The organism is Lelliottia wanjuensis, from assembly GCF_030238365.1.
Classification (GTDB): domain Bacteria; phylum Pseudomonadota; class Gammaproteobacteria; order Enterobacterales; family Enterobacteriaceae; genus Enterobacter; species Enterobacter wanjuensis.
Genome location: NZ_JASSOT010000055.1, coordinates 110,614 through 135,140 on the forward strand (window position 1 = coordinate 110,614; position 24,527 = coordinate 135,140).

Consider the following 24,527-nt stretch of genomic DNA (forward strand, 5'->3'; position numbering starts at 1 on the left):
ATGAAAAATGGCACTGTGTAAAAGTATGCCAAAAACACGTGCACAGGTCAGTGTTCAGTGGCAACTCAGGCCATTAGCTCAGTTGGGGTAAGGACTAAATTTATCCGGATTGATTAACTGGTCCCTATTTCCATCTTTGCTCTTCCAGTGAATCGCACTTTTCAAGCATTTCCCATGGAATCAGTTTTAACTTGTCTAGTTCGGCTAAAATGTCTGACGCCTGAGGCGTTGGGGGTGTGATCCCCGGAAGCATACAAGTAATCCAGTCAATTACGCGACACTTTAGCTCATCGTTACTTGCTAATAGTCGGTTCTGATATGAGCGGATGCCATCAAGCATCGCCCGTTCCACCTGAGACTGGAATGTGACTCCAGGCTTTGGGTCGTCTTGTTGTTCGAGCAATTCACAGAGTGCTTTGCGTGCACCGCCCTCGCTCACTGAAGGGCGAGTTGTAAGCCATAGTTCACATATAGAATCAGGCAGTATTATTGTTGTTCTTTTTCCACTGTTCCTACGGACATAGTTAATTTTCATTTGAGTATTCCACCCCATCCACAATGAGTTAATGTATACTTAAAACAAATCATGAGTCAATATACACTCGCGAAACATTCATTGCACTGAAGTATGGAAGCGCCGCAGCCTTGAGTTTTGCGAAAACTTGCCGTTTGTGCAAAAGAAAAGCTGTATCGACGGGACAAAATCCTCCGCCGAATCCTTAGCTATAGAAAACGCGAACGCTCTCGGAGTATCAGGCGTGAAGTAAAGTTAAAGGCCGCCGCCGTGCGGCTTTTTTGTGGCGTTACTGATGGCGGGCCATTTCATTTTCAAAGGCTACAGATGGATGCACAAACTTTTTTGACGCAGTAGGTCGCCGTTTATCACGCGCGCCGTGAAACAATCCTTCCCGCACGGAGCATTCGCACAGCATACCCATTCGCCGGGGTGATAGTATTCAGGCTGCAGCCCACGATAGATGATCTGTATTTCGCGTCTTTTCCGCCATCGCCTTTGCCCTTAATTAACTGCATATATACAGCATCATCTGTGGGCATGGGGTCAAGTCGGGTGTAAAAAAACCCGCCAGGTGAACTGACCCCTTAAAGTTGGACAGTTTTCTTAGCGGGCTATATAGCCTGTGTTCGGTATTGTACTGGACTCAGGCCGTTTAGTTTAAGTTTGATGCGTTCGTGGTTGTAATAGTGAATGTACTTATCAATATCAGCCATCAGATTGTCGATATCGGTATAATTTTTACCTCTACAGCACTCTGTTTTCAACGTCCCAAAAAAGCTTTCAATCACCGCATTGTCATAGCAGTTCCCCTTTCGTGACATGCTCGGAGTGATGCCATACTGCTCAAGCTTTCGCTGATAATGGCCTGACTGATACTGCCAGCCCTGATCCGAGTGCAGCACAGGATTTTCATCCTCTCCAAGTCGCCTTGTCGCTTTTGTCAGCATCAGGTCGACCATCTGATAACTTGGCCGGTTATCCACTTGATAACAGTTCCATTGTCTCTGTTTTTTCGATATGGAAGTGGAACTCCTTTTTACCTGCGGTTTTTTCTTCAATAGCCTTGCGAACATAGTCGTTAAGGGTTGTCTTATCGGCAGCAGCAGCAAGAAATGCCTTTTTGTGTAACTCCGGCCCAATTCGAACATTGAAGGTTCCGCTCATAGGCTTATCGGGCGACTTACCAAGTTGCTGGCATGTTTCAAGATAATCATCTACAGCTTCTTCAAAGGCGGCTTTTAATCCCCCTGGGGTTTCCGCCTCATAGGTTACAATGTCGTTTACGCATTGAATCTTTCCATGAAGGGTCTCATCCTCCATAGAAACTTCGACGCTCCCAAAATAACCTTTATAATTCAGCGTGTTAATCATAGCTATCTATCTCATCTAAAAGGTTTTTCACTTCCTTGAGTACGTACCCTTTAACGATATTACCGGGATGCGGACGATGGAAAGCCACCAGCCTCCCATCGCAATTGGTAAATTTTCTTCTGGAACCTGATCCGGTGAGCATTTCAAAACCATACTGCTCCAGCAGTATGACAAGCTCATCCCATGTAAAATCTTTCGGAAGCAGGCCCAGACGCTCCCTCAACTTCTCTTTTTTACTCATTTGAAGTATATCCCTTCACCATTCAATAGCAACTGAAAATCAGTTGCAGAGCACGGTCCAACAAAGAAGTGTGAGAGTCTCGGCACTTGGAACAGATTGTATTGCATACGAACGACGCAGAAATAGCACCAGAAAGGAGGATAGCATTCAAGGCTTAGGCAGCAATTCTAATTGCAAGGCAAAGAGAACTAATTCCAAAAAACACCGAACTTCACAATGCCAGTCCTATTACCGGCATTGTGAATGCGAGACATCAGATTGGACCCTGTTTCGGCGTACTGGCTGCATCCCAAACTCTTTTTGGATGGACTCTATCACCTGAGATGGGGAGTCAGAGCAAGCAACCATCTGAACGATATAGGCTCTCACCTCTGATTTAAGAGCGGCCATTTATTAATCTCGTCCAAACCTGACTATCTTTAATATGCATGTTCCACATGCCCTGGCACCATAGCGCCGTACAACACCTACAAATTCTTCCACATCATGGCCGCGCAACGTCAGTGTGGGCATGCCAGTATCTCGATTAAATTTCGGCGCGCCAAATTCATCAACAGACTGAACAATGTGATAAAGCTCATGCTCTAACGCGGTGATGGAGAACTTCTTCGGCACACTGAAATCGGAGTGTTTTTACCTGAACAGGTTCAGCAATCTGAATGAACTGAGGAAGGCGATAGAGAACTATATCCATTACTATAACAACGAGCGGACCAGCCTAAAATTAAAAGGCCTGAGTCCGGTAGAATACCGAACTCAGACCCCGATAGCCGATTAACATGAACTGTCCAACTTTATGGGGTCAGTCCATTTTTTGCGAGGCTGTTAATTTTTAATCGGGTGGCGTTAACCGTTCCAGCGTGCCGGACCCGGCCGAACATCGATATGCGTGAACGAGCTATAACGCCCCACACCGTATTTATTCTGGTACTGACTCTCGAAGTAATCAGCGACGGCCGCCGGAGAGTAACCGGCCACTTTGATGTCTGCAGCAATGCCCTGCAGGTGCTGGCTATCAGGGACGCCGCCTACTTCCGCATTGTGTTTCGCGCAGCGGCAGGCACAATCGAGAGTGATAGCCGCGCCGAAGTGCGTGCGGGCATCTTCCAGAACATCCAGCAGTTCGACATCTACTGCGGTAAATCCACAGCCGCACTTACATGCAAATTCGCTGCGGCTAAAGTGCGGCGATACATTACCCATTCTTTTCTCCTGTCAGGCTAATGCCTGTTCATTTTTTAAAGTAGAAAGCAAGGATCTGGCCGACGCCGTGCCTACCCAGCAGCGCGATGGCGATTGCCACAGCACCAGGCAGAATCTTGACGCCGAAAACTGGCGGGATTGTTGAAACCACGGCCGGACTAAATAAAACAACATCAGGCAGACAATCAGATCCCCCAGACGCTCGCGGAATTTACCGTCACCCAAGCACCAGCGGCCCAGCTCGCCCAGTATCAGGGTTAATGCAATGTCTAAGACTTCATGAGGGGTAGAAAACAGCAGCTGGAGCCACTCCCAGAATGAGCCTGCTTTGTGTGGTATTTTGTTTGATCCATAAAAAATGCCCGCACAGCGGCGGGCATCAGTATTAAAAAAAAACCGTGAGTACAATGTTTAAAAATGAAACATTGGAAGAGTTATTTTAGTCAATTGATTGATATCCTGAATATGTTTTACTTTTCATTCTTCAGGCGCAACAATGAATATGAAAAACACCTTTCATAGATGCATGAATAATTAATATTAACAGCCAAACCAGATGCACTATCAAGATCCTTAACGGTTGCGGAGGTGAATCGTGGGGCTTGATTGCGTACCAATTTCCAAATACTGCCAGGACTCCGGTGAAACGGTCGAAGCCGTAAACAAACGGATACAAAGGGGCAATGGGTTGAGGGCTGCCATGTATTAAAAATCGATGGCGTAAATGAACGTTGGATCGATTTATCGGAGGCTGCAAAGTGGGCAAGGCAGAACAAGGATCCTGCTCACTCCCAAGAGGCGTAACTTTACGCCAACACAAGACTGGCTCAATGCTGGTTATTACTTTCGCCTTCAAAGGGGTTTTGTGTCGTGAACCCCTTTCTAAAGTGGATATTTCCCCCCGCGGCATGAAGTATGCAGAACGTTTGCTGGGGGAAATTCAGAATCAAATCGCAGGTGTCACATTTGATTATTCAATAATATATCCCAGGCTCCAAAAAGCTGGCACTGTTTGGACAGGTAAAAAAATTAAAATCATTAAATCCTATCTGGATGAATATTTAAAAATCTGCGAGAACCGCAACCTCTCCTCCTCAACAATTAGCGGCTATGAAAAATGCCTGCAGGCGTTTTCCTCAATACATAAATTGCAGGTGACTGATCTAACCCCTTTGGTACTTAAAAAACTGGATATCGACTCGTAAAATCAAGCTAAAGACGATCAGGAATCATCTATCATTTTTGCGCAGCGCCATCGATGAGGCAATGACCGACGGCCTACTGCAAATCAACCCGGTAACGCTGGTAAGCGCCAGCCGATACCACGAGATCGACAGCACCCCAAATAATGATGATTATGAAATAGACCCGTTCACACTAGCCGAAAAGGACGCGATTTATCAGGAATGGCAGAACATGTTCCGCTTTGGCTTCAATACCGGCCTCCGTAGCTCTGGATTGTGCGCTCTGCGTTGGGGCGATATCGATTTCATCGAGAACCCCTACCAGACACGCCGCACTTTTGTCATACGCCATATTAACCAGGACGTGAACCTGTTCTGGCTTGCCGTGCAAATGGGACATAAAAGGCCGGAAATGTTGGTCCGGCATTATGGTCGATACCTGGCTGAATACGATAGAAGGTCGATGATAAAAATAATTAACAACAATTAAAAACAAAAAGGACATTATATATACAATGTTTTTCTCAAAAAAACACAAACTCTCTTTTAATTTAAAGAGAAAATGTTGTCCTTAATATGCATCAACTATCCAAGGAGCTAAAAAATGAAATTAACTGGTATTGACATGGCAGGTAATTATGTTAGTGAAGATGGTAATCAAACTCTCGATATAGTTTACAGCGATTCTTCCCAAGGGTATTTCAGTGGAACGTTTGTTAACAAATCAACAATTATAGGTGAAACAACTACAGAGCTCAACAATGCTAACACTCGTTACGCCTTCGTAAAAAACAATGAAGGCGCAGGACTAGGAATATATATCTGGTACAGAAATGATGATTGGTCTGACGTTCTTTTCGACTATTGGGCGGGAACAATGGATAAAGAGAAAAATTTGATTATGTCATGTGCGCAATCCTATATAAATGGCGATGGTGTTACTTCGTTTAAAACATCCGAACAAATTGTATTTATACGTCAAGCGTAAAATAACGCATACCCGATAAACAAATATCGGGTATTTTCTTAATTCCAATTACTTTTATCCTTAAGAGCTAAAAATCTCTTTTCAATGTAATGCCATGAAAAAAAAGACATTATCATTGTCAATAATATTGACATAAAAAATGCGAGGTAAGGCTGCGTTCTATACATTCCAAAAGAACAGAGAATTTGAATTATAGGGAAATTATATATGTACATACCATAAGAATAATCATTATTAATTTTTATGAAAGTTAATGGCAAGCATAAACAAAAGAACAACACCATAAGTACAATTACAGCCCATTCAACAACGACAGAAAACCCCGTCCCTTTAAAAATCAAATACAAAACAATAGATGCCAATGTCATTTTAGGCAGTTGTTTCAATAATGAAGCATATATTGAAAATAAAGCACCTCCAAAAAAGAATGCAGCCATGCCTACAAACTGCATCGCGATCGTTCGTGATGCCGGCGTAGCAATCACAACTTTAAAATAATATAGCCATGCTAAAGATACTATCATGGTTATAAAAAACACATAACCTTTTATATATCTAAAGAAGAATATATAAAATGGAACAGAAACATAGAGTATTATTTCCGTTTTAAGTGTCCACAAAGAGCCATTAATAGCAGATAAAGGATTGAATGTAAAAACACCAGGAAGATTAGGATGGATAAAGTTTATAAAAAATACATTTGCTAATACGTATTTAACAATGTCATGATTAAGTATAAACTTTTCAAAACTGTACGTGGATATAAAAGCTGATATGACAAACATAAATATCATACACGCATAATAAGCTGGCAACAATCGTAATCCGCGCCTGTAAAAATACCCGTCCCTTTTTTTTAGGTAGCTTTTTGTAATTAAATACCCACTAATGACAAAAAAACATTCTACAATAATATCTCCATTGATAAATTGTAAAATAAATCCGAGCTTATCAGAACCTGTAATCCCTCCATTATGCACCAGAATAACACCTAGAGCCAAAAAGAACCTTAAAAAATTGAAGTTATTATATCTTGGGAATTCCATTTTTTACCTATAAAAAACTAAAACACTAAAAATATAGCTTCAAGACAGCGTTAATTGAATGTTTTTTTTGAAACAAATTCCTCTCACGGAAATAAATACACCATTTAAATAATTATTGGAAACACATCATTTACATGAATGTATTTCATTTTAAAACGACCACGCAGGGACTGCAGAATGCACTTTTTATGCACTTACTGTGTAAGATAATGATAATAGTCCAATAAATCAGATGGTTTAGAAATTTCTGGCGCGGATTCAAATCCCCCTCCCTTTTAAGGGGCGACAAATGTCGACCCCTTGTTGTTTATGCATTTTAAATGCGATGCAAGAGATGGTATCGCTACAACAGACAATTCTCACCTCCTAACGCAACCTCTCTTCGCAACAAAAAATACACCATGTCAGTTAGCACTGTACCTAACAATCACTCTAAAAAGACGGCAATTACCAGCAATTCTTCCAGGGCTTGCGCAGCATCATGTTGCGCAATTTAGACCTCTCGTTGAAGAAATCAGCACTCGATCAAATTTTGAATTTTTTTCTTAATTCTTGACATGTCGTGCAGGCCTTACAGTACGAGGACTTAGGCTTTTTTACCCTTTCACAACCTCAATTTAACGTCAAAAACAACCCTTGTACTGAAATGATTCGATGTAAGCACACCTATTTTAGTTCCACATACTTTTTGAGATTTCCGGGTTTTCAGCCATCAGCCGGTACTCTTCCGACGTCAGGTTGTTCAGGGATTCATGAGGCCGCTCGCTGTTATATTCCATCAGCCAGCTCTCTGTAATTTCCCGTGCTTTGTTCAGGGGTCTGAACAGGTAAAAATCCAGGATTTCTGTCCGGTACGTCCGGTTAAAACGCTCGATAAAGGCATTCTGCGTCGGCTTGCCGGGCTGATAAAAATACACCGTCCTGTTCAGCGATAATGTCCCGCACGCCTGGCGGATGCTCATGCCAAATTGTGCCGTCAGATAGCTGACGAACTTCCGCTTTATCGCTGGTTTTAAAGCTTTTTTGAGATAACGTCTTTCAGGGCCCGGCATTCAAGGCTGAGATCGGCAAACATCTGTTTGAGACGACGGTTTTCGTCCTCAAAGTCTTTCATCTTTTTGATATCTGAAGCCTCCATCCCGCCACTCTTTGCTTTTCAGTTGTAGTACGAGGCTTCAGATATTCCCGCTTCGAGACAGACATCTTTGACGGTCCGGCCTGCTTCGACGGACTTCAGTACGGTAATGATCTGGTGCTCGGTGAATCGGGCTTTGCGCATGGCGATCTCCTCAGGGGACATAATCAGTATGTCGGAAGATCTCTAAAAGTGAATGGTTCGGATTACAGGGATGCTTACACAGTGATATCGAAATCACCCCGTGCATTGCCGCAAATTGGGCACTTTAGTAAATCAGTCATGCTGCTGGCTCAACAGAAGATTTTTGTGGCGGCGCAGCCTGCGGCCTTTACAGGTTCAACAGCTTTGCTTTTGTGCGGCGGATTTCGCTTGAGATAAAACGCGATGAAGGGATCTGCAGGTCATCCGGGCGGCTGGCAAATGCGGGGATCGCCTCGATGATTCGGCAGTGAATTTATCAGACGCTGGCGGGGGCGTTTTGACGGCTGGTGCCACGGCATCTGGTTTTACTGAGTAAACAAACTTTGTACCGAAAGTGTATGGAGTGACGAACCACCAAGCACCGGGCAGGTTGTCTGGAGGGCTGGAGCAGAAAGAATGCTGTGTATTTCTCCCCCCGGACTGTATCGGACAACCCGACTGCCGCCCCATTCTGCGTTCCACAGATAGCCCTGCGCATCAATGCAGGAACCATCAGGTGCGCCGTCGCCTTCGATTTTGGTGAACACGCGCTGGTTTTGCAGCGAGAGGTAATCGCAGCACATAATCCGACCCTGCAGCGAGTCACAGTAATAGAGCGTGCTACCATCGGGGCTGAAACAGATGCTGTTCGGTATAGCGACATCGGGCAATGCAAGCGTCTCAACAGTCAGCGTTGCCGCATTGAGTCGATGAAACTTACCGATGACTTTAACGGGATAATCGTCATCCATCGTCCCGAAGACAAAATTACCGGCACGGTCGCACCGTCCATCACCTATGCGGGTGCCGGTGTCTCCCGGTGAAGCAGCCACTGGGATAATTAATCCGCTGTTGAGATCATAGAAAGCCAGCCTTGTCGCGAATCCCATCAGCAGAATGTGATCCTGTTCAGTCAGGGCAAAGGAGCCGAGACGTTCAGACAGCGACCAGCGCATCACAACATCAATACCTTCTTCTATGGCGAGAAGTTCACTGGCTTCAATGTCAGTCCAGTAGAGCCTGCGGGTTCTTTCACACCACAGCGGGCATTCTCCCAGCGTATTCCTGACATCAGCTGCAATTGAAAACATGTTAATCCTTAGGATATAAAAGATCGTACTGCACGATGGCAAAAGTGGATAACGCAGTTACTGCAAAAAACGTGCAGAGAGCCGATCGCCGAAAAGCATGACAGCAAGTCCGACCAGCATGACAACCATTCCCCCCAGCCTGACTAACGAAACCGGGCGCTGCACAGCGCCAAGCAAGCCAAAATGGTCAATCATCTGAGAGGAAAGTAACTGTCCGGCAATCGCCAGCCCGAGCAGAGCTGAAAATCCGATTTTCGGCGCCAGCACTACATAGCTGAACAGGGCACATGCGCCTATCAGGCCGCCCGCAAGACTCCAGAGGGGTTGTGACGGGATCGCCGCCAGCGATGTCATTAGCCCGCCCCTGAGCAGTGCGTAAATCCCCAGACTGAACGCGCCCGCCGTGAAGGAAAAGAGCGCCGCAGTGACCGGATCACCTTCCAGTCCCCTTGCCAGCTGGCTGTTCAGGGTTGTCTGCAGGGTGATCCCCAGACCTGCGGCAAACGCGATTACGTAATAAATCATGCTTTTCATCCCGGTTAGTCTGCCTGCTCCAGCGACAGGAAAGCGTCAGCAAAAATGTCAGGCTGGTTGCCAGAGGCGGCAAACAGGTGCTCACGCGACTCATCAATCGCCGCACGCAGTCGCTCGCTGTCTACGCCCAGCACCTTACCGTTCTGTTTAACGATGCGCCCGCCGATCATGACGGTATCGATGTTGCTGCGCTCGGCGGCATGTACCACCGTGCCAAAGGCATTTCCAGACGGGTACAGGTTAAGATCACTGGCGTTAATCAGCACCAGGTCAGCCTGTTTGCCTGGCGTCAGGCTCCCTGTTTTGTCCTGCAGTCCGGCACAAACCGCGCCATCAACGGTTGCCGATTTAAGCAACTGCGCAGCCGGAAGCGTTGTCAGCGAATGCGCTGAATCGCCGCAGTGTTCCTTATGCATACCCATCACACGCTGCAGATAGAACGCCACGCGCATTTCCATAAACATGTCAGTGCTGTAAGACGTTTCGTTGTCCACGCTCAGGCCAGGATTAATTCCATGACGCTGTGCGGCTTCAATGGCGAACATCCCGCTTTCGATACCGTAGTGTGAATCTGAGCGCGGGCAGACGTTTACCCGGACACCGGCTTCGCGCAGGATTTCCCAGCCTTCATCAGGCAGTGATGTACAGTGGTTGAATATATTATCCGGGCCAAGCAGACCCTGCTGATGCAGCGATTCAAGTTCGGAGGCCATCTCAACGCCAAAGAATTCGGTCACGATCGGCAACCCCAACCTGCGCGCTTCGGCCCACAATTCTGGCTCCAGCTGAGCCATAACCCCCAAAGTCACAAGACCCTCAGGGTTATCCCTGAAATACTTTTCCTGCAGACGCTGCCAGTTACCTGGCCAGTGCGCACGATCCCATTCACCCGCAACCGGTGCGCCGGAAGCATGAATGGCGCGAATGCCGCTATCAAGCAGAGCCTCGACTGCAGCGTCGGAATGCGCTGCAGTTCGGCTGTTGTGCGAGTTATCAATCATCGTGGTGATGCCCGCATCAATAGCGCCCAGCGCCGTCAGCAGGTTACCGATATAGATATCGGCAGGACGGTAATATTTAGCGAACGAGAAGTGTGTGGCGTTGCTGTAGTCGTCCAGGCAGGTGGCGTTTGGATTAATGCGGCGCAGCTGTCCTTCCCAGGCATGACGATGAGAATCGACTATTCCCGGCATGGCAATCATATTGGTGGCATTAATGACTTGCGCCCCCGGCACATCAAGGTTCTGGCTCACGGCGGTAATCGTTGAGCCGTTGATGAGAATATCACCACGCTCAATATTACCGATGTTCTCATCCATGCTCAGTATCGTCGCGCCACGAATCAGCGTAGCCTGTGAAGTGACATTTTGATTGTTAACAATATTTCTGATGTAACCGGCCATAAACTTGCCTCTTTCCTGATCAATGAGGAAACGATACGCCACACCATTAGCCTGGAAAAGATGCGTAAAGTGTTTTCATAATTCATAATTCTCGAATAATCAGACTCACTTTTACCTGGAGCAGAACGATGGATCGGATTCAGGCTATGCAGGTTTTCACGCGGGTTGCTGAAGCCGGGAGTTTTGTTCGCGCGGCAGAAACACTTTCACTGCCTTCTTCCACCGTCACCAGCACGATTAAAAACCTGGAGAAATACCTGCAGGTGCGTTTGCTTAACCGGACGACAAGACGGGTCAGCCTTACTCCTGAAGGCCTGCAGTATCTGGCGCAGTGCCGGGAGATCCTGTCGCTGATTGAACATAGTGAATCCAGCCTGACTGATTCCCTCAGACGCCCTCAGGGGCGGCTGCGGGTTGATATGCCTGGAGGGATCGCCCATTTCATCGTCATGCCCAACCTGAAAGACTTTTACCGGCTTTATCCGGATATTTACCTGATGATTGGCGTGAGCGATCGGCAGGTCGATCTTGTGCAGGAAGGGGTGGATTGCGTCATACGAACCGGTGAATTAACGGACTCCACACTGGTTGCCCGTCCGCTTGGCCGGTTTCGCTGGGTGACCTGCGCCTCGCCGGACTATCTCAGGAAGTTCGGTGTCCCTGAGACGCCTGAAGCGTTGTCACAACATCGGGCGATACATTACTTTTCCGGTTCTGGAAGACGCACTAGTGAACTGCGTTTTACACGAGGCACTGAGGCCTTCTCTGTTCCGGTTGAGGGGGATGCAGCCGTTAACGAAACGGGACTCTACATCAGACTGTGTCTTGAAGGTTTTGGGCTGGCGCAGCTCGCTGAGAATGTGATTTCGGAGAATCTGCAGCAAGGCAAACTGATCGAGGTTCTGGCAGACTGGCAGCCCCCCTCCGTGCCGGTAACGATACTCTATCCGCATCAGCGTTTTCTCTCTCCCGCCGTGCGTGCTTTTGCTGACTGGATCTCCGGACTTTTCAGCGAAGGCGCAGGTGAGAAAGGTCTTTCCGGTAAAAGACGGCTCCGGTAAGAGGACGGCTCTTCAGTACGACAATTAATAACCCCCTCAGCAGAGGAACCGAACGTTCCCCTGCTGTGTCTGTGAATTCAGCCCGGCTGCAGTGCAGATTCCAGGTGAGCGTTTCGTCCGGCAGCCATTCCGGTGCAGGCACCTGCGACTGCGATTGCTGCGGTCATCAGTAATGGCACCGTCCAGCCTCCGGACAACTCCTGTACTTTGCCCAGCAACAGCGGACCCATCGCTGCCATCAGATAACCGACACTCTGCGCCATGCCTGACAAGGCGGCGGCATCACCCGCGTTTTTAGTACGCAGCCCGATGAATGTCAGACCCAGCATCATGCTGGCACCTGAGCCGAAGCCGAGAAGCGCGGCCCACAGCATCGCCATACCCGGCAGATAACGCGATGTTCCATCCCCAGCTCTGCGTCAGAGGAATGATAATGGCTGAACCAATGGCGCCCGCGGCACCCATGGTAATGGAATACGCCCCCGTCACGGAAGCCACGTTGCCGGAAAAGTCACGCTTGATAAGACCTGGCAGAAGGACATTGCCCAGAGCAATCCCGATACCTATTAATATGGTTCCGCCATAAAGCGCCCAGACGCTGCCTGTGGAGCGAAGCAGGATGCCTGCAGAAATCACTGCCAGAGCACCAAAAAGGGTGCGTTCCAGGCCGTACTTGCGGGAGATGGATGCGCTCAGGGGAGAAAAGGCGGCAAAGGCCAGTAAAGGTAGCGAGTTAAGCAACCCAACGGCTGTGATACTTAGCCCAAAACCATGGCGAATAGACTCTAAAACGGGTGCGATAGCGGTAAAAGGAACACGCAGGTTAATGGCGATAAAAAGGATGCCGGTCACAAGTATGACTGAAGACCACTTGTTCGTCGTGTGGGACATAAATTTTGCTTTCTCTGGAAAAAAGAAAGACTTTAAAGAAAGCATGATTTACAGAATATAGATAACCTGACAACATATAGCTAAATTATGCCAGTTAATAAAAAAACCGTGACCTCGCCGGAGGAGTTTAACGCCGATGCTTTCAGTCAGGCTGCTATTGCCCTGCATGTATCATCGTCAGGCGAGTATGCCGGGCAGAGTCCGCACACTCATCGCAAGGGACAACTTATCCTCTCTTTGCGCGGTGCAGTGAGCTGTGAGGTTGAGGATGCGCTGTGGCTTGTTCCACCGGGACATGCAGTCTGGATTCCGGGTGAAATCCCTCATAGTTGCCGGATTACGAAGAATGCAGATACCTGCTTTCTGTTTATCGAACCCGGCGCGGCGGTGATGCCGGAAATCTGCTGTACCCTGGCGATTACGCCTCTGGTCCGCGAGCTTGTTCTGTATCTTGCAGAGCAGGGACAGGTATTTTCTCCTGACAGTAAAACCGCCAGGCTCGCGGCAGTGCTGCTGGAAAATATTCCGGATGTGCCGGTTAAAGCGCTCCATCTTCCCGTATCGGAGCATCCTAAAATCCGGAAAATGGCTGAGGCACTTTTTAATGAGCCTGATGACCGGCGAACGTTAAAGCAATGGGCTGCTCATCTGGCCATCAGCTAGCGATCTCTGGCCAGACGGATAAAAGAGGCAACAGGAATGAGCTTTGGTCGCTGGCGTCAGCAACTGCATTTGATGATAGCCCTGAGCCATCTGGCAGAAGGTCAGTCTGTGCAGCGCGTCGCCGGAATGCTGGGATATGATTCGGTCAGCGCGTTTATTACGATGTTCAGAAAAGCACTGGGTAAATCACCGACGCAATATTTTTCGTCTCTAAACTAATGCAAAACAACACAAACCGGATTTTTATAAAGAACGCCAAGGTCCGCTCTTCGCTCTTTGCGGACATTAGCTCAGCCGATTTACCATAACGTCGCATTACGCGTACCGCTCAGACGGTCTGAGCGCGTTTCTGGCATGTCCCCGTTAAAAACAGTAACAAACCACCCGAAAATGCACGCCAGAAACGCTACGTATGACTCTATCCTATGACTGGATATGCACTCAACTGAATAACGCCTGGTTTCAGTCCATTTTATCGGGATCAGCCTTCTTTCTGGGTAATTTAGGGGGCTTCACTTGCTGATTACTTTGCGTGCGGCGCGTGAGCCAGGGATGGTCAGCTTTAGGTTTTACGTAGAATTTTGAGCGTAAATCAAAACGGGCATTATCCACACGTTCATGGACACTTTTTTCATCATCCAGTGGTATAGGCTCCGGGCCATCAACATATTTTTCCCATCCCAACGCTTTCCCGTCATACAGAACCTTAATTTCACCGTTAAAGCTTTCGCATACCGTGACAACCGAATGTCAGAATAGAGAGCCAGTGGTACGCCATGATCATTAAGGTAACCCCGGAGGGTTTCCATGTAAGCCCGGGTTGTTTCTGCAGGAGCGAATCGTAGCGCCATCAGAGCGCTGGTAGCATCATCGATAAAGACTATCAGTGTGCATTTGGAGCCCCGACCTTCAAACCAGTCATGAGGCGAGCCATCAATCTGGATGAGTTCACCGTAGGATGGGCACCGCATCCGGCGCTGATAAATTCGGGCAAACTTACGACGACGTTCGCGCCATATGCCCTCCTCTACCATCCACTTCCTGAGAGTCTCAATGGATAAACACAAGCCGTGTATCTCGCGCAATTTTTCGCACGCAAGCGTAGGTCCAAAATCAGCGTAGCGGCCTTTGAGGAGTGAAATTACTGTTGCTCTGAATTCGGTAGAAAAGGAATTATTGGGACGCTTTCCACGTCGGCGGGAAACTAGACCGGAAGGCCCTTCATTTCTATATCGTTCGCAACGGGAATATCTGCGGCGGCGAACCAGTAATAGGTTAAGTGATAAAAGTGTATGGAAATATAGGGGCCAATCCAGCACATCAGCATTGTATAGCAAACACTATACAATCATGCTTCATATCTATTGAAACTTTGGATTACATCGAAATGTTCTATAACAGTAAGCGTCGGCATGGTTCGAGCGATCAGATGTCACCGGCTGAATATAAAAAACGGTATTATCAACGGCCCGGAAGTGTCCAGCTTATCCACGGCGATTCAGTTTCTTAAACGTAGCTTATAATAGCTAATTGATGTGCATTTTCTGCTCATTACTATACATCAACCAATGATAATCTATTCACGACCCCATTAAAAAGGAGCATTAAAATGATTAAAGAAGACTTACTCAAAATGAAAGTCATGGGAAATCGTACATTACTAACACCCTCATATGCAGTAAATTGCCCCAATCGATTGATGGTGTTTGATGCAGATACCCTTGAACCGGTTGAAGCTTCCTGGACATACTCTGGAGAATCAAACAGTACAACAAGCACGACTTTTCTTGATAACTATCCAAATAAAGAGCTTATTGTTTCTTCTGCTGGTTACCAAAGTGTTACAGTACGTTCATTAAACATTAGCAATTGTGCTTATTATGGTAATATTTCAGGCGTACCAACAAATGCTATGTTTGTAGTAAAAGATAACAATACCATTAGCAAGTGGGGACCGAGTGCATCTCAGTACCCATTCCCTGATGAAAACAACTATGACATTTCAAACCTTTACACCGGAGTTAAGGCAATGTCTGCGCTGCGGCGCGATAACACTATATTTGCCTGGGGTGACCCATTCGTAGGGGGAATGCTAAAACCTTCCGATCTTGAAAGAAATGATGTGCGAGATATACGCATGGAATTCGGTATGGGGATGTTATTGGGAAAAAACATCCCTACAGTATCTCAATGGGGATCGTATGGGACTGGCAGTAATGATGTGCCAGATAACATTGCATCATTGGAAAATATCACTAAAATTTTGACTAATGGCACGACTCAGGTAGCACTCACTGACACTGGTACAATCTATACATGGGGAGTATCAACGGTTATGGTTTTACCTGATGAAATTGCAGCGCTGAATGATATCAAAGATGTTTGTATTAACTCTGCTTCAGCCCTCGCTCTACGTGAAAACGGTCAGGTAGTTGCCTGGGGGAAAGCCTACGATGGTGGAGTCTTACCAGAACGTGTATCAGCTTTATCTGACATTCATACGATCATTTCCACCCCTATAAGTTTTGTTGCGCTTCGTGAAGATAAAACATTGATGTTTTGGGGGCAATATTGCTGGCAATCTTCGGCAGCTGAAACTCTTACTAATATTGAATACGTTAAAAGTACAGATGATTCAATACACATTGCTATTGATAGTTCTGGAGCAATCTATCTCTGGAATGATTATGGCGACCTTATCCCAGCCCCTCCAATTAGCGACGTTGTTTCATTAACAAGCAGCTATGGAAGCTTTGCAGCTCTTAAAAAGGATGGATCGGTTATCGTATGGGGAACTGGACAGGGTGCCGATATTTCAGAGGTTAGCGACCTACTGTCAGATATTTTAGCTATCTATCCAACCTATGATGGTTTCATCGCTCTGAAAGAAGATAAAACTCTTATCGCTTGGGGGAATTCTTCTTATCAGGAAGATAATGCAAGTATTCCTGTAGAAGTACAAGGTAATGTCACATATCAATATTGACCTTATATAAATACATTATAGGGTTATTTTGTATAAACAGCGACAGACTTTAGCCACTTGATAGACAACATTGCTCTGACGGTGATAATATTTCGTCGGTGGGATTTTAAAATTAGCCCTTCTGTATCATGTAGGTTGATTGAATACCTGCAATATGAGTTCCGTTTTGGGAAAAGTAACTATTGTACTATAAGGGAGGGAGACTGCACCGCACAGGAACGAGAACTCACGTTAAGAGGTTGTGATTGTAAGCAAGTCAGAGAAACCAGAAATTCTACTCGTCGCCATACGTTATTGCATGGTTACAGCACACTGGTTCATTTTGTTAATAGCAGGAATCCTTAACGGATTCCTGCATCATACGATGTACTTATAAATAGCTCAGTCTATAAGTAAGCGCACCATCTGCGACATCTTGTGAAAGTTGTCCTGTCTGGCAACAATCGCGCCCATCTATAGTGATGGACACGAACGATGAATACCCGGACAAATAAAGATATTACCTACTATCGCTCTTATCTGCCTGATGCCCTGCGGTTCAGTATTAGACGTCAACTAGTTTTGCCGACTGGCGCCAACTACTCTGGCCGCATCCATTGATAGGTGGTTTTAAGCCACGCTGGTTACTGCCTTCGCTGTCTTTTTCCGGTAACTTTCTCCTTTTAGCTCGAACATATATCCGTGATGAATCAGCCGGTCGGCTGCTGCCACTGCCATCGTTTCATCCACGAAGATGCTGCCCCACGTGCTGAACGGATGGTTGCTGGTGATGACCAGACTGCCGCGCTCATACCGATGCGCGATCAGTTCGAACAACACTCCCGTTTCCGCGTTGTCGCGTTTGACATACCCGAGGTCGTCTATCACTATCACCCGGTAGCGATCCAGTTTCAGCAGAAGCTCGTTCAGTTTTAGTTGTGTCCGCGCTTTACGCAGCTCCTGCAGTAGCTCTCCGGCACTGTAGAACCGGGCCCGGTAGCCCAGCCCTACAACACCATCCACGATCGCCGCCGCCAGATGGCTTTTTCCCAGGCCGCTGGCACCGAACAACAGGACGTTTTCTCCGGCATCAACCCAGTCTGTCGCCGGAACTGAGCGTTATTCAGTTCCGGCACCTGACTGAAGTCATACTCATCCAGCGTTTTCGCCACCGGCAACCGGGCTTCCTTTTTATAGCGGCGCAGCTTTTCGCTCTCGCGCCACAGGAGCTCTTCATTGCACAGCGTCAGCAGGTAGCGTGACGGGGTCCAGCCCTCTGCCAGGGCGCGTTTCTCCAGTGCATGCCATTCAGCCGTGACGCGGGTCAGACGCAGTTTGCGCAGACAACGCTCAAGGAGGTGGATATTGCTCACTGCAGACCTCCTTTGCCACGCAACAACTGCTCATAACTGCTCAGGTTGTGCTGAACCACGCTGACGGCCGGCAGCTCCTTTTCCTTTATCCCCAGGAACCGCATCAGGCGGTGCAGATCCAGCTCACCCGGGGTATTCAGCATCTGCTCCATCCCCCGCGCAACGATAGATATATCGTCATAGCCCGCAGCCAGTTTCAGTGCGTGCACCATCAGGCGACCGGCCATCTCAGGCTCCAGATGATTGCACAGGCGACGCCACAGTTTTCACCATTCATCGTCCGGCAGGATGTCATTTCTCAGCGTTGCATGGCAGAACGCTCCGGCCTTTTTCGCCAGACTGTCGATCACATGCCGGAAGTCGATGCGCCTGGCCCGGGTTTTGCCTTTTTCTGGCCTGACGCGGGTACAGCTCATCACTTCACTACTGCCTACGTAACAGCTCAGGCGATCATCCCATAAGCGGACGCGTAACAGCTGACCGACCAGTCTGGAAGGGACGCTGTAGACGACGTGCCTGACGTTGATGGTACTGCGGCTACTGACCCTCACCGTCAGTTCGTCGTAGTCGGCGCTGCGACGCAGCGGCAGTGGTTTCAGATGAGGGCGCTCTTCTTTCACCAGATCCTGATTGTTGCGGTTGTGCCGCATGACCTGCTGAGTGATGAAGGCCTGGTATTCTTCCACGGTGCTGAAGTCGTTACTGCCCCGCAGCATCAGTGCCTGGCGGATCCGTCTTTTCAGATGCCCATGGGCGCTTTCAACCGAACCATTTTCGTGGCCACGACCGGCATTATTGTGCACGCCCTGCATGCCATAGTGCTGGCAGAGGGCAGCATAGCGCTCAGTCAGCCCGCGGCGCCCGTCTTCACCCTGTTGTTTCCATGCTGCCCGCAGGCTGTCAGTTTTATGCTCTGTTGGTACACCGCCCAGTTGCCCGAGGGCTTCCTGCAGGCCTTCAGCCAGGGCAGAGAAGCTTTCACCACCCAGCACAACCCGCATCCAGCTCCAGTGGCTCCACTCAAGGCGGAAGTGGTACAGCTTATGCGTCAATAACCTGCCGCTGATGGTGACAACTACACCTTTGAGCTCGGTGAAGTCCGACAGGCCGCGCAGGCCAGGCTGATGAAGTTCCCGGAGCATCACCTCCTGCTCGGCACCATACTGCAGCTTCCACTCGCGGACCCGCCGCTGCATAGTCCTGCGGAGGCTGCTGGGGTACTGACCGGGATATTTATCCTGCAGCGTTTCCAGCAGGGTTGTGGGCATCAGAGCGGGTCTTTCCTTCAACAGGGGAACAAGCTCACTGTCCCAGACGGCCTCAAGCGGATCTTTACGTGTCCGCCAGTGACGATTACCGGCTTTTGACCACTGATCTTTTTCTATTCTGCGGCCGGAGCGAACAGAGATACCGGCCTTCATGGCCGAGATATGCTGGGTTACACCTTTTTTACGCTGAGTCATGTAATAACTGACCTGATGAGTATTGAGCGTCACGCCATTTCCTGTGGGATCATGAACATGATGCTCAGATTACAAATCGGCCAGAATAATCAGCGCCAACCGGACTGAGTTATTGTCGTCTCATACATAGCCGTGCAATTACGGGCTATTTACAGTGAAAGCGAAGCACTCAAACGCGAGGGGGCCGCCACGGAACGGCAACAAAAGCTAACCCTGCGGGCTACCTCGCTACAAGCCACCCTCGATACACTAATGGAGGAGTGGCAACGTCAGAATGCGCTGGTTCAGCAGCTTCTGCAAAGTGAGGACGCCAACGAAATTGCCCGCGGGCGGGAAACGCTGGCGGTTTGCCATCAACAGCACGCCATGGTGTTTGAATGCGTGGATGCTACCTGCGTAGCGGACGTCGTATCAGACTGGACCGGTATCCCACTAGGCCGAATGCTGGAGAAAGAACATCAGCAGCTCGATACGCTATTTGAGCGGCTGGCCGGAAGAATTATCGGGCAGCCTCACGCGCTGGAAAAAATGGCGCAGCAAATTCGTATCAGTCGGGCTGGCATGGGCGATCCGCTCAAACCGACCGGCGTGTATCTGCTGGCCGGGCCATCGGGCACAGGAAAAACAGAAACTTCACTGGCACTGGCTGAACTGTTATTTGGCGGCGAAAGAAGCCTCCTGACCATCAATATGTCGGAATACCAGGAAGCACATTCGGTTTCAGGGCTGAAAGGTTCCCCTCCGGGATATGTGGGATATGGGCAGGGCGGCGTCCTGACCGAAGCCGTGCGGCGTAATCCGTTCAGCGTCGTGCTACTGGATGAAGTGGAGAAAGCCCACCCGGATGTCATGGAATTGTTTAATCAAATTTTCGATAAGGGCATGATTGAGGATGCGGAAGGCCAGTCCATAAATTTCCGCAATAGTTTGATTATTATGACGTCTAACTTAGCCAGCACGTCGCTGATGACGGCTGTTGAAGCAGGGGAAAGCAACCCGGAAGCGCTTTGCAACCTGATCCGTCCTGAGTTCGAACGGGTATTTAGTCCTGCGCTAATGGGTCGTATAACGCTCATTCCTTATCTGCCGTTACAGCCAGAGACACTGGCGCAGATCATTGAGTTAAAGCTGCATCGGCTTTGTCTGCGTTATCAGCAAGCGAGCGAGGGCAAGATCCTGCCAACATTCAGTAAGCGAATGGTGAACTGGGTGGGAGAGCATTGCCTGGTCAGACAGAGTGGCGCACGGGATATCGATCAGGTTCTGAACCAGCATCTGTTGCCACAACTCGCGGCGCGGGTATTACAGGGCGAAGTAGCCGGAGCGTTTAAAATCGATGTCAGCAAAAATGCACTGATTCTGCGTGCCGAAAAGGGGAAAGTATGAATTCCACACAGATGACCTCCCACTCTCAAACGCTGAAGATCAACTGCCACGACCCGCGCGGGCATCAGGCTTTTTTGCAGTTCAGCAACGCTATGAATCACTGGCAGATATATGCTAATAACTCGGGCTGGTGGCTGGAAAGAGAAAAGCAGTGCCTTGGGCTGTTTCAGCAATATGGCTACGATCTGCAAAGTGGCGTGTGGTACTGTCTGATTGCCTGCCAGCGAAAGGGCTGGAAAGGCATTGCCAATGCATCACTGCTATTGGCAAATGGCTTTGCTAAACAGCAGCCTCCTTGCTGGCCACCGCTTGCGGCGATGGATCTGCGCCGCCAGATCCTGGAGGGGTATTGCATTCACCTCCAGCCCCTGATCTTTGCCTTACCCATGCCGGTTGATAACACGCTTATCCTGCAACAAATATTCAACGCCATGACGCTGCTTCAGGGTCATGCCGCAGCATTACAGTCTACACAGCTTACGGCATTCCAGCAGATGTCTGCCTGGCTATCGACCAATATTAAAGCGATTGAGCAACAAGCCTCTTCGCCTGCCCACACATCCAGGCCTTCAACTGATGCCTCTGCGCTGCTTTTCTCTTTACCCCTTCCTCCTGCTCGCACCTGCTGGCAGGCTAAAGGATTGTGGGGAATGGCTGGTGCCTTGATGGCCCTAAGCATTGTAGGAATAATTCAAGGAATTCATGATCCTGTCGCGTTGAATTTTTCAAACCGGATCTGGCCGAGAAACCCGCTTTTTGCACACTGGAAACAAAACCTGCTGGAAGAGAGCAATAAGTTCCCGGTAAACAAAACTTACGAACGACTCAATCAACAACTCAATACCCTTGAGCAGCGATTGCTGGACGCAGAACAAAAGCGTAAGCCTTACCTGACTGTTTCCGAACTGAAAACCCACGTTTATCAAATGCAGCAAACGTTGGATGGCCAGAAAAAAAATTATGAATTTCAGCTTAATGAAGTACAAACATTACGGGATCGCCATCAACCATTACCGTCGGAAGTTTTAATGTCTTTATCACTCAAACGAGAGGCATTAAATAGCCGTTTTCTATATCTCACAGATGAAGAAATGTTTGATGATGAAAATTTACTGAGGAATTAATCTCAGCAACATTCTTGGAGCCAACTTATTTATTAAAAAGGTGATTTGTGAATTCCAATTAAATAATATTTTGATTCTCTTTCAGGAATCGCCTTAGCGAAATCACGACGTTCTGTTAGCAGGCAGCCGTGAGCCACATTCACGTGAGGATTCCACCATGCTGATGGCCTGATTTACGGTCTGACGGGCAGGCTTCAAGGAGTCTACCTCTTAGTTTAAGTGATAGTCCGCCGTGACCGGAGGACTATCCGGTCACGGCACTCAGAATTAATCGGTGATGCGTTTTGGGTGTGCGACCAGTGCACCAAATGACGGACAGGCATCGAGCACTTCCATCATCGCTTTTGCGCTTTCCAGCATCGCGCTATCCGACGCCGTGTCCCGGTATTCACAGACCGAGATTGTTGCCAGCCCCCTGCCTCAATGTCTGAATAGCGTTCGTGAGTACGGGTGCAACAGGATGCGCTTACGCCCTCTTCCCTCCAGACCAGCAGGATCAGGGGTTCATCAAAGGTGAACATATTTTCAATATGCACACAATTCTTCACGGGTTCCAAACATTAGTGTTCTTATTAGACGTCAACTACTCTGGCCGCCTTTGAGTTATTTCTTAGCAGACTGCTGGATGGCTGCTTTTGATGTTTTCTTTCCGTAACTTTCTCCTGTCACTTCGAAGATATACCCGTGGTGGATCAGCCTGTCGGCCGCTGCCACCGCCATTGTTTCGTCCACGAAGATGCTGCCCCACGTGCTGAACGGAAGGTTACTTGTGATGATCAGGCTTCCTCTTTCGTACCGATGCGCGATAAGTTCGAACAGCACGCCCGTTTCCGCGTTATCCCGTTCGACATAGCCCAGGTCGTCTATCACTATCACCCGGTAGCGTTTCAGTTTCAGAAGCATCTCGTTCAGCCACAGCAACGACCGGGCTTTACGCAGCTCCTGCAGCAACTTGCCAGCGCTGTGGAACCACAGGCTCACCAGGCACAGCTGAATAGAGAGCAGGTTTGGTATTTCGTGACGATTTTCTCTGTCAGAAAAAGCGCTGAGATTATAGGTAACCTCCTGCCGCCCTGTACATCCAGCCACTTAACGCCGAATTTCCTCCCCTCCGCATCAGCGAAGCTATCCTCCGGGAATCTGATGTCGATGTTCAGCATGGTACTTAAGCCCTATATGGAGCAATCCCATAGCACCATGAGCCCAGAAGTAGGTTTCAATAAATATCGTCAAAAACTTATGCAGATGCAAAACCTGACGCGTCAGGGAGGTTTCAGCGCCATACATCGTATTCAGGAGGAACCAGAGTCCTCCGCATGCTGCCACACCCAGCAGCGACACCACACCAAGCCCCTGCACTGTCGCAGCCATTCCACCAGAATGAGTTTCGGGCAAGCTCAGTTGCCGCAGTGTCCTGAAATCGTCCGCAACGCCGCGAAAATCCATAAGCGCCCACGAAAAGAAGTATCGAAAGCCGCGCTTGCTTAGCATCCAGGTCAGCATTAAGAAGCCGCAAAACAGTAATCCAAATCCTGAAATGATGTGCAGCCAGGTGACGACACCAGCCAGGGTGAATTGCCCCAGAGCCTCACACTCGGTCAGGTTAGAATTAATGATTTGAGCCAGAACCAGCACCGCGACAATAATATGCAGAACCCGCAGGAACGGAGTGTCCTGGTGCGGGAGGACATTACGGAAATTGGCAGCCATTATTTCAGTACCTTTGCCTGTGGAAGATTCTGGCACTCTGACAGGTAATGATTAACAGAACCTTAATCTCTGTATCGCTGTGGCAGCGCAGGGATTGCTTGACAAACACACCGTAACTTTAGCATTATCTAAATTTAGAAAAGCATAAACTATCACCTATGAGCGACCTGAATCTGCTGCAAAGCCAGGCTGAAAGTGCGGCTGCCTTGCTTAAAACACTCAGCCATCCGCAGCGCCTGTTGATTTTGTGCATGCTGACTGGAAACCCCGGAACAGAAGCAGGGGAACTGAGCAGATTGAGTGGTCTCAGCCCTTCTGCCACGTCTCAGCATCTGGCGAGAATGAAATCAGAAGGCCTGATAGAAGGTATCCGCCAGGCCAGATTTGTCAGATACAGCATCAAGAATGAAGCGATTTTTGCCGTCGTGCAGACACTTAAGAATATTTATTGTCCTGGAGAAGAAGATGTCCTCTGATATTGTGACACCTGCTGAAGTTCACGTTTTGTCTGAGCGCCATGCCATGTTGATAGACATTCGCGGCCACGATGAATGGCTCAGGGAACATATTTACGGTGCCCGTTCCCTGCCACTTGAACAACTTCAGCCTGGCTGTTTCAGCGAGGGATCTTTAAGTGAAAGCGATACCGTGGTATTTCTTTGTCAGAGCGGTATGAGGACAAATAGCGCAACAGCTCATCTCCGGAACGCAGTACATCCGGCAAAAGCATTGATTATGCAGGGCGGCCTTAATGCCTGGAAAGCAGCCGGTTATCCGGTTCAGGTTGACAGCCGTCAGCCGCTGCCAGTGATGCGACAGGTACAAATCACCGCTGGTGCGCTGGTATTGTGCGGCACAGTTGCCGGGGCTGTACTGAGTCCTGCTTTTTATATTATTCCAGGTTTTGTGGGGCCGGGTCTTATGTTTGCCGGTATTACGGGGTGGTGTGGCATGGCAAAATTTCTGGCAGTCATGCCATGGAATCGATAACTGGA

The 24,527-nt window shown here is 48.5% G+C and carries 17 protein-coding genes and 13 pseudogenes; 12 read left to right on the top strand and 18 right to left on the bottom strand.

Going from position 1 to position 24,527, the window contains the following annotated elements; genetic code table 11:
• Positions 1-124 precede the first annotated feature (124 nt).
• From QQF33_RS09215 to QQF33_RS09240, 6 genes and pseudogenes are all read right to left on the bottom strand, one after another.
• The gene (locus QQF33_RS09215; RefSeq protein WP_285149636.1) at positions 125-535 is read right to left on the bottom strand and encodes a hypothetical protein; all 411 of its coding nucleotides are present in this window, start codon (positions 533-535) and stop codon (positions 125-127) included.
• 593 nt (positions 536-1,128) lie between these two features.
• Positions 1,129-1,506: pseudogene (locus QQF33_RS09220) on the bottom strand (IS3 family transposase); the annotation flags it as partial.
• Positions 1,493-1,888, bottom strand: a complete 396-nt coding sequence (locus QQF33_RS09225) for a type II toxin-antitoxin system HicB family antitoxin (RefSeq protein WP_285157703.1) — start codon at positions 1,886-1,888, stop codon at positions 1,493-1,495. The pseudogene QQF33_RS09220 and the gene QQF33_RS09225, both read right to left, overlap by 14 nt.
• The gene (locus QQF33_RS09230; protein ID WP_285157704.1) at positions 1,881-2,129 is read right to left on the bottom strand and encodes a type II toxin-antitoxin system HicA family toxin; all 249 of its coding nucleotides are present in this window, start codon (positions 2,127-2,129) and stop codon (positions 1,881-1,883) included. The genes QQF33_RS09225 and QQF33_RS09230 overlap by 8 nt, the downstream gene beginning before the upstream one ends.
• A gap of 228 nt (positions 2,130-2,357) precedes the next feature.
• On the bottom strand, positions 2,358-2,519 hold the full coding sequence (locus tag QQF33_RS09235) for a DUF2280 domain-containing protein (protein WP_285157705.1): 162 nt from the start codon (positions 2,517-2,519) through the stop codon (positions 2,358-2,360).
• 3 nt (positions 2,520-2,522) lie between these two features.
• Positions 2,523-2,717: pseudogene (locus QQF33_RS09240) on the bottom strand (putative metallopeptidase); the annotation flags it as partial.
• On the opposite strand from QQF33_RS09240, the pseudogene QQF33_RS09245 reads away from it, so the two are divergent.
• A pseudogene (locus QQF33_RS09245) lies at positions 2,716-2,907 on the top strand (IS3 family transposase); the annotation flags it as partial. The pseudogenes QQF33_RS09240 and QQF33_RS09245 sit on opposite strands and share 2 nt — an antisense overlap.
• 68 nt (positions 2,908-2,975) lie before the next feature.
• Here QQF33_RS09245 and QQF33_RS09250 read toward each other — a convergent pair.
• Positions 2,976-3,332, bottom strand: coding sequence for a D-Ala-D-Ala carboxypeptidase family metallohydrolase (locus QQF33_RS09250; protein WP_285157706.1), 357 nt, complete (start codon positions 3,330-3,332; stop codon positions 2,976-2,978).
• Positions 3,333-3,927: 595 nt separating this feature from the next.
• Here QQF33_RS09250 and QQF33_RS09255 point away from each other — a divergent pair.
• The 3 genes and pseudogenes from QQF33_RS09255 (at position 3,928) to QQF33_RS09265 (ending at position 5,504) form a co-directional block, all read left to right on the top strand.
• Positions 3,928-4,136 (top strand): annotated as a pseudogene (locus tag QQF33_RS09255) (excisionase).
• Positions 4,091-5,006, top strand: a pseudogene (locus QQF33_RS09260) (Arm DNA-binding domain-containing protein). Before QQF33_RS09255 ends, QQF33_RS09260 begins: the two co-directional pseudogenes overlap by 46 nt.
• Positions 5,007-5,120: 114 nt before the next feature.
• Positions 5,121-5,504 carry a hypothetical protein gene (locus tag QQF33_RS09265; RefSeq protein ID WP_285149630.1) on the top strand — a complete coding sequence of 128 codons (384 nt, stop codon included), beginning with the start codon at positions 5,121-5,123 and terminating at the stop codon, positions 5,502-5,504.
• A 38-nt stretch (positions 5,505-5,542) separates the two neighbouring features.
• Here QQF33_RS09265 and QQF33_RS09270 read toward each other — a convergent pair whose 3' ends face one another.
• The 5 genes and pseudogenes from QQF33_RS09270 to QQF33_RS09290 form a co-directional block, all read right to left on the bottom strand.
• Complete coding sequence (locus QQF33_RS09270) at positions 5,543-6,550, bottom strand: acyltransferase family protein (protein WP_285157707.1); 1,008 nt, start codon at positions 6,548-6,550, stop codon at positions 5,543-5,545.
• Between the two features lie 671 nt (positions 6,551-7,221).
• Positions 7,222-7,829 (bottom strand): annotated as a pseudogene (locus QQF33_RS09275) (integrase core domain-containing protein).
• Positions 7,830-8,194: 365 nt separating this feature from the next.
• Positions 8,195-8,959 carry an SMP-30/gluconolactonase/LRE family protein gene (locus QQF33_RS09280; protein WP_285157708.1) on the bottom strand — a complete coding sequence of 255 codons (765 nt, stop codon included), beginning with the start codon at positions 8,957-8,959 and terminating at the stop codon, positions 8,195-8,197.
• Between the two features lie 57 nt (positions 8,960-9,016).
• Positions 9,017-9,484, bottom strand: coding sequence for a DMT family transporter (locus QQF33_RS09285; RefSeq protein ID WP_199982051.1), 468 nt, complete (start codon positions 9,482-9,484; stop codon positions 9,017-9,019).
• A gap of 14 nt (positions 9,485-9,498) precedes the next feature.
• Positions 9,499-10,896: an amidohydrolase family protein gene (locus QQF33_RS09290; protein ID WP_285149626.1), complete on the bottom strand. Its 1,398-nt coding sequence runs from the start codon at positions 10,894-10,896 to the stop codon at positions 9,499-9,501.
• Positions 10,897-11,024: 128 nt separating this feature from the next.
• On the opposite strand from QQF33_RS09290, the gene QQF33_RS09295 reads away from it, so the two are divergent.
• Positions 11,025-11,957 carry a LysR family transcriptional regulator gene (locus QQF33_RS09295; RefSeq protein ID WP_285149625.1) on the top strand — a complete coding sequence of 311 codons (933 nt, stop codon included), beginning with the start codon at positions 11,025-11,027 and terminating at the stop codon, positions 11,955-11,957.
• Positions 11,958-12,034: 77 nt separating this feature from the next.
• Here QQF33_RS09295 and QQF33_RS09300 read toward each other — a convergent pair.
• A pseudogene (locus QQF33_RS09300) lies at positions 12,035-12,848 on the bottom strand (MFS transporter).
• Between the two features lie 87 nt (positions 12,849-12,935).
• Here QQF33_RS09300 and QQF33_RS09305 point away from each other — a divergent pair.
• A pseudogene (locus tag QQF33_RS09305) lies at positions 12,936-13,730 on the top strand (AraC family transcriptional regulator).
• Between the two features lie 243 nt (positions 13,731-13,973).
• On the opposite strand, the pseudogene QQF33_RS25765 reads toward QQF33_RS09305, so the two are convergent.
• Positions 13,974-14,749 (bottom strand): annotated as a pseudogene (locus QQF33_RS25765) (helix-turn-helix domain-containing protein); the annotation flags it as partial.
• 128 nt (positions 14,750-14,877) lie between these two features.
• Between QQF33_RS25765 and QQF33_RS09315 the strand changes: the two are divergent.
• Together QQF33_RS09315 and QQF33_RS09320 are read left to right on the top strand one after the other, a co-directional pair.
• Positions 14,878-15,021 (top strand): annotated as a pseudogene (locus QQF33_RS09315) (IS3 family transposase); the annotation flags it as partial.
• A 99-nt stretch (positions 15,022-15,120) separates the two neighbouring features.
• The gene (locus QQF33_RS09320; RefSeq protein WP_285157709.1) at positions 15,121-16,497 is read left to right on the top strand and encodes an RCC1 domain-containing protein; all 1,377 of its coding nucleotides are present in this window, start codon (positions 15,121-15,123) and stop codon (positions 16,495-16,497) included.
• 609 nt (positions 16,498-17,106) lie between these two features.
• Here the strand turns inward: QQF33_RS09320 and istB are convergent.
• Both istB and istA read right to left on the bottom strand, forming a co-directional pair.
• Positions 17,107-17,849 (bottom strand): annotated as a pseudogene (gene istB / locus QQF33_RS09325) (IS21-like element ISEc10 family helper ATPase IstB).
• A pseudogene (istA, locus tag QQF33_RS09330) lies at positions 17,846-19,345 on the bottom strand (IS21 family transposase). The pseudogenes istB and istA overlap by 4 nt, the downstream one beginning before the upstream one ends.
• A 219-nt stretch (positions 19,346-19,564) precedes the next feature.
• Here istA and QQF33_RS09335 point away from each other — a divergent pair.
• Together QQF33_RS09335 and QQF33_RS09340 are read left to right on the top strand one after the other, a co-directional pair.
• Complete coding sequence (locus QQF33_RS09335; RefSeq protein WP_350319009.1) at positions 19,565-20,698, top strand: AAA family ATPase; 1,134 nt, start codon at positions 19,565-19,567, stop codon at positions 20,696-20,698.
• Positions 20,695-21,822 (top strand): VasL domain-containing protein, encoded by a 1,128-nt coding sequence (locus QQF33_RS09340; protein ID WP_285157710.1) that lies wholly within the window; start codon positions 20,695-20,697, stop codon positions 21,820-21,822. Before QQF33_RS09335 ends, QQF33_RS09340 begins: the two co-directional genes overlap by 4 nt.
• Positions 21,823-22,425: 603 nt before the next feature.
• On the opposite strand, the pseudogene QQF33_RS09345 reads toward QQF33_RS09340, so the two are convergent.
• Both QQF33_RS09345 and QQF33_RS09350 read right to left on the bottom strand, forming a co-directional pair.
• Positions 22,426-22,791: pseudogene (locus QQF33_RS09345) on the bottom strand (ATP-binding protein); the annotation flags it as partial.
• Between the two features lie 156 nt (positions 22,792-22,947).
• The gene (locus QQF33_RS09350) at positions 22,948-23,532 is read right to left on the bottom strand and encodes a cytochrome b/b6 domain-containing protein (protein WP_285149620.1); all 585 of its coding nucleotides are present in this window, start codon (positions 23,530-23,532) and stop codon (positions 22,948-22,950) included.
• Between the two features lie 158 nt (positions 23,533-23,690).
• On the opposite strand from QQF33_RS09350, the gene QQF33_RS09355 reads away from it, so the two are divergent.
• Complete coding sequence (locus QQF33_RS09355) at positions 23,691-24,008, top strand: ArsR/SmtB family transcription factor (protein WP_285149619.1); 318 nt, start codon at positions 23,691-23,693, stop codon at positions 24,006-24,008.
• Positions 23,998-24,522, top strand: a complete 525-nt coding sequence (locus tag QQF33_RS09360; RefSeq protein WP_285149618.1) for a rhodanese family protein — start codon at positions 23,998-24,000, stop codon at positions 24,520-24,522. The genes QQF33_RS09355 and QQF33_RS09360 overlap by 11 nt, the downstream gene beginning before the upstream one ends.
• Positions 24,523-24,527 lie beyond the last annotated feature (5 nt).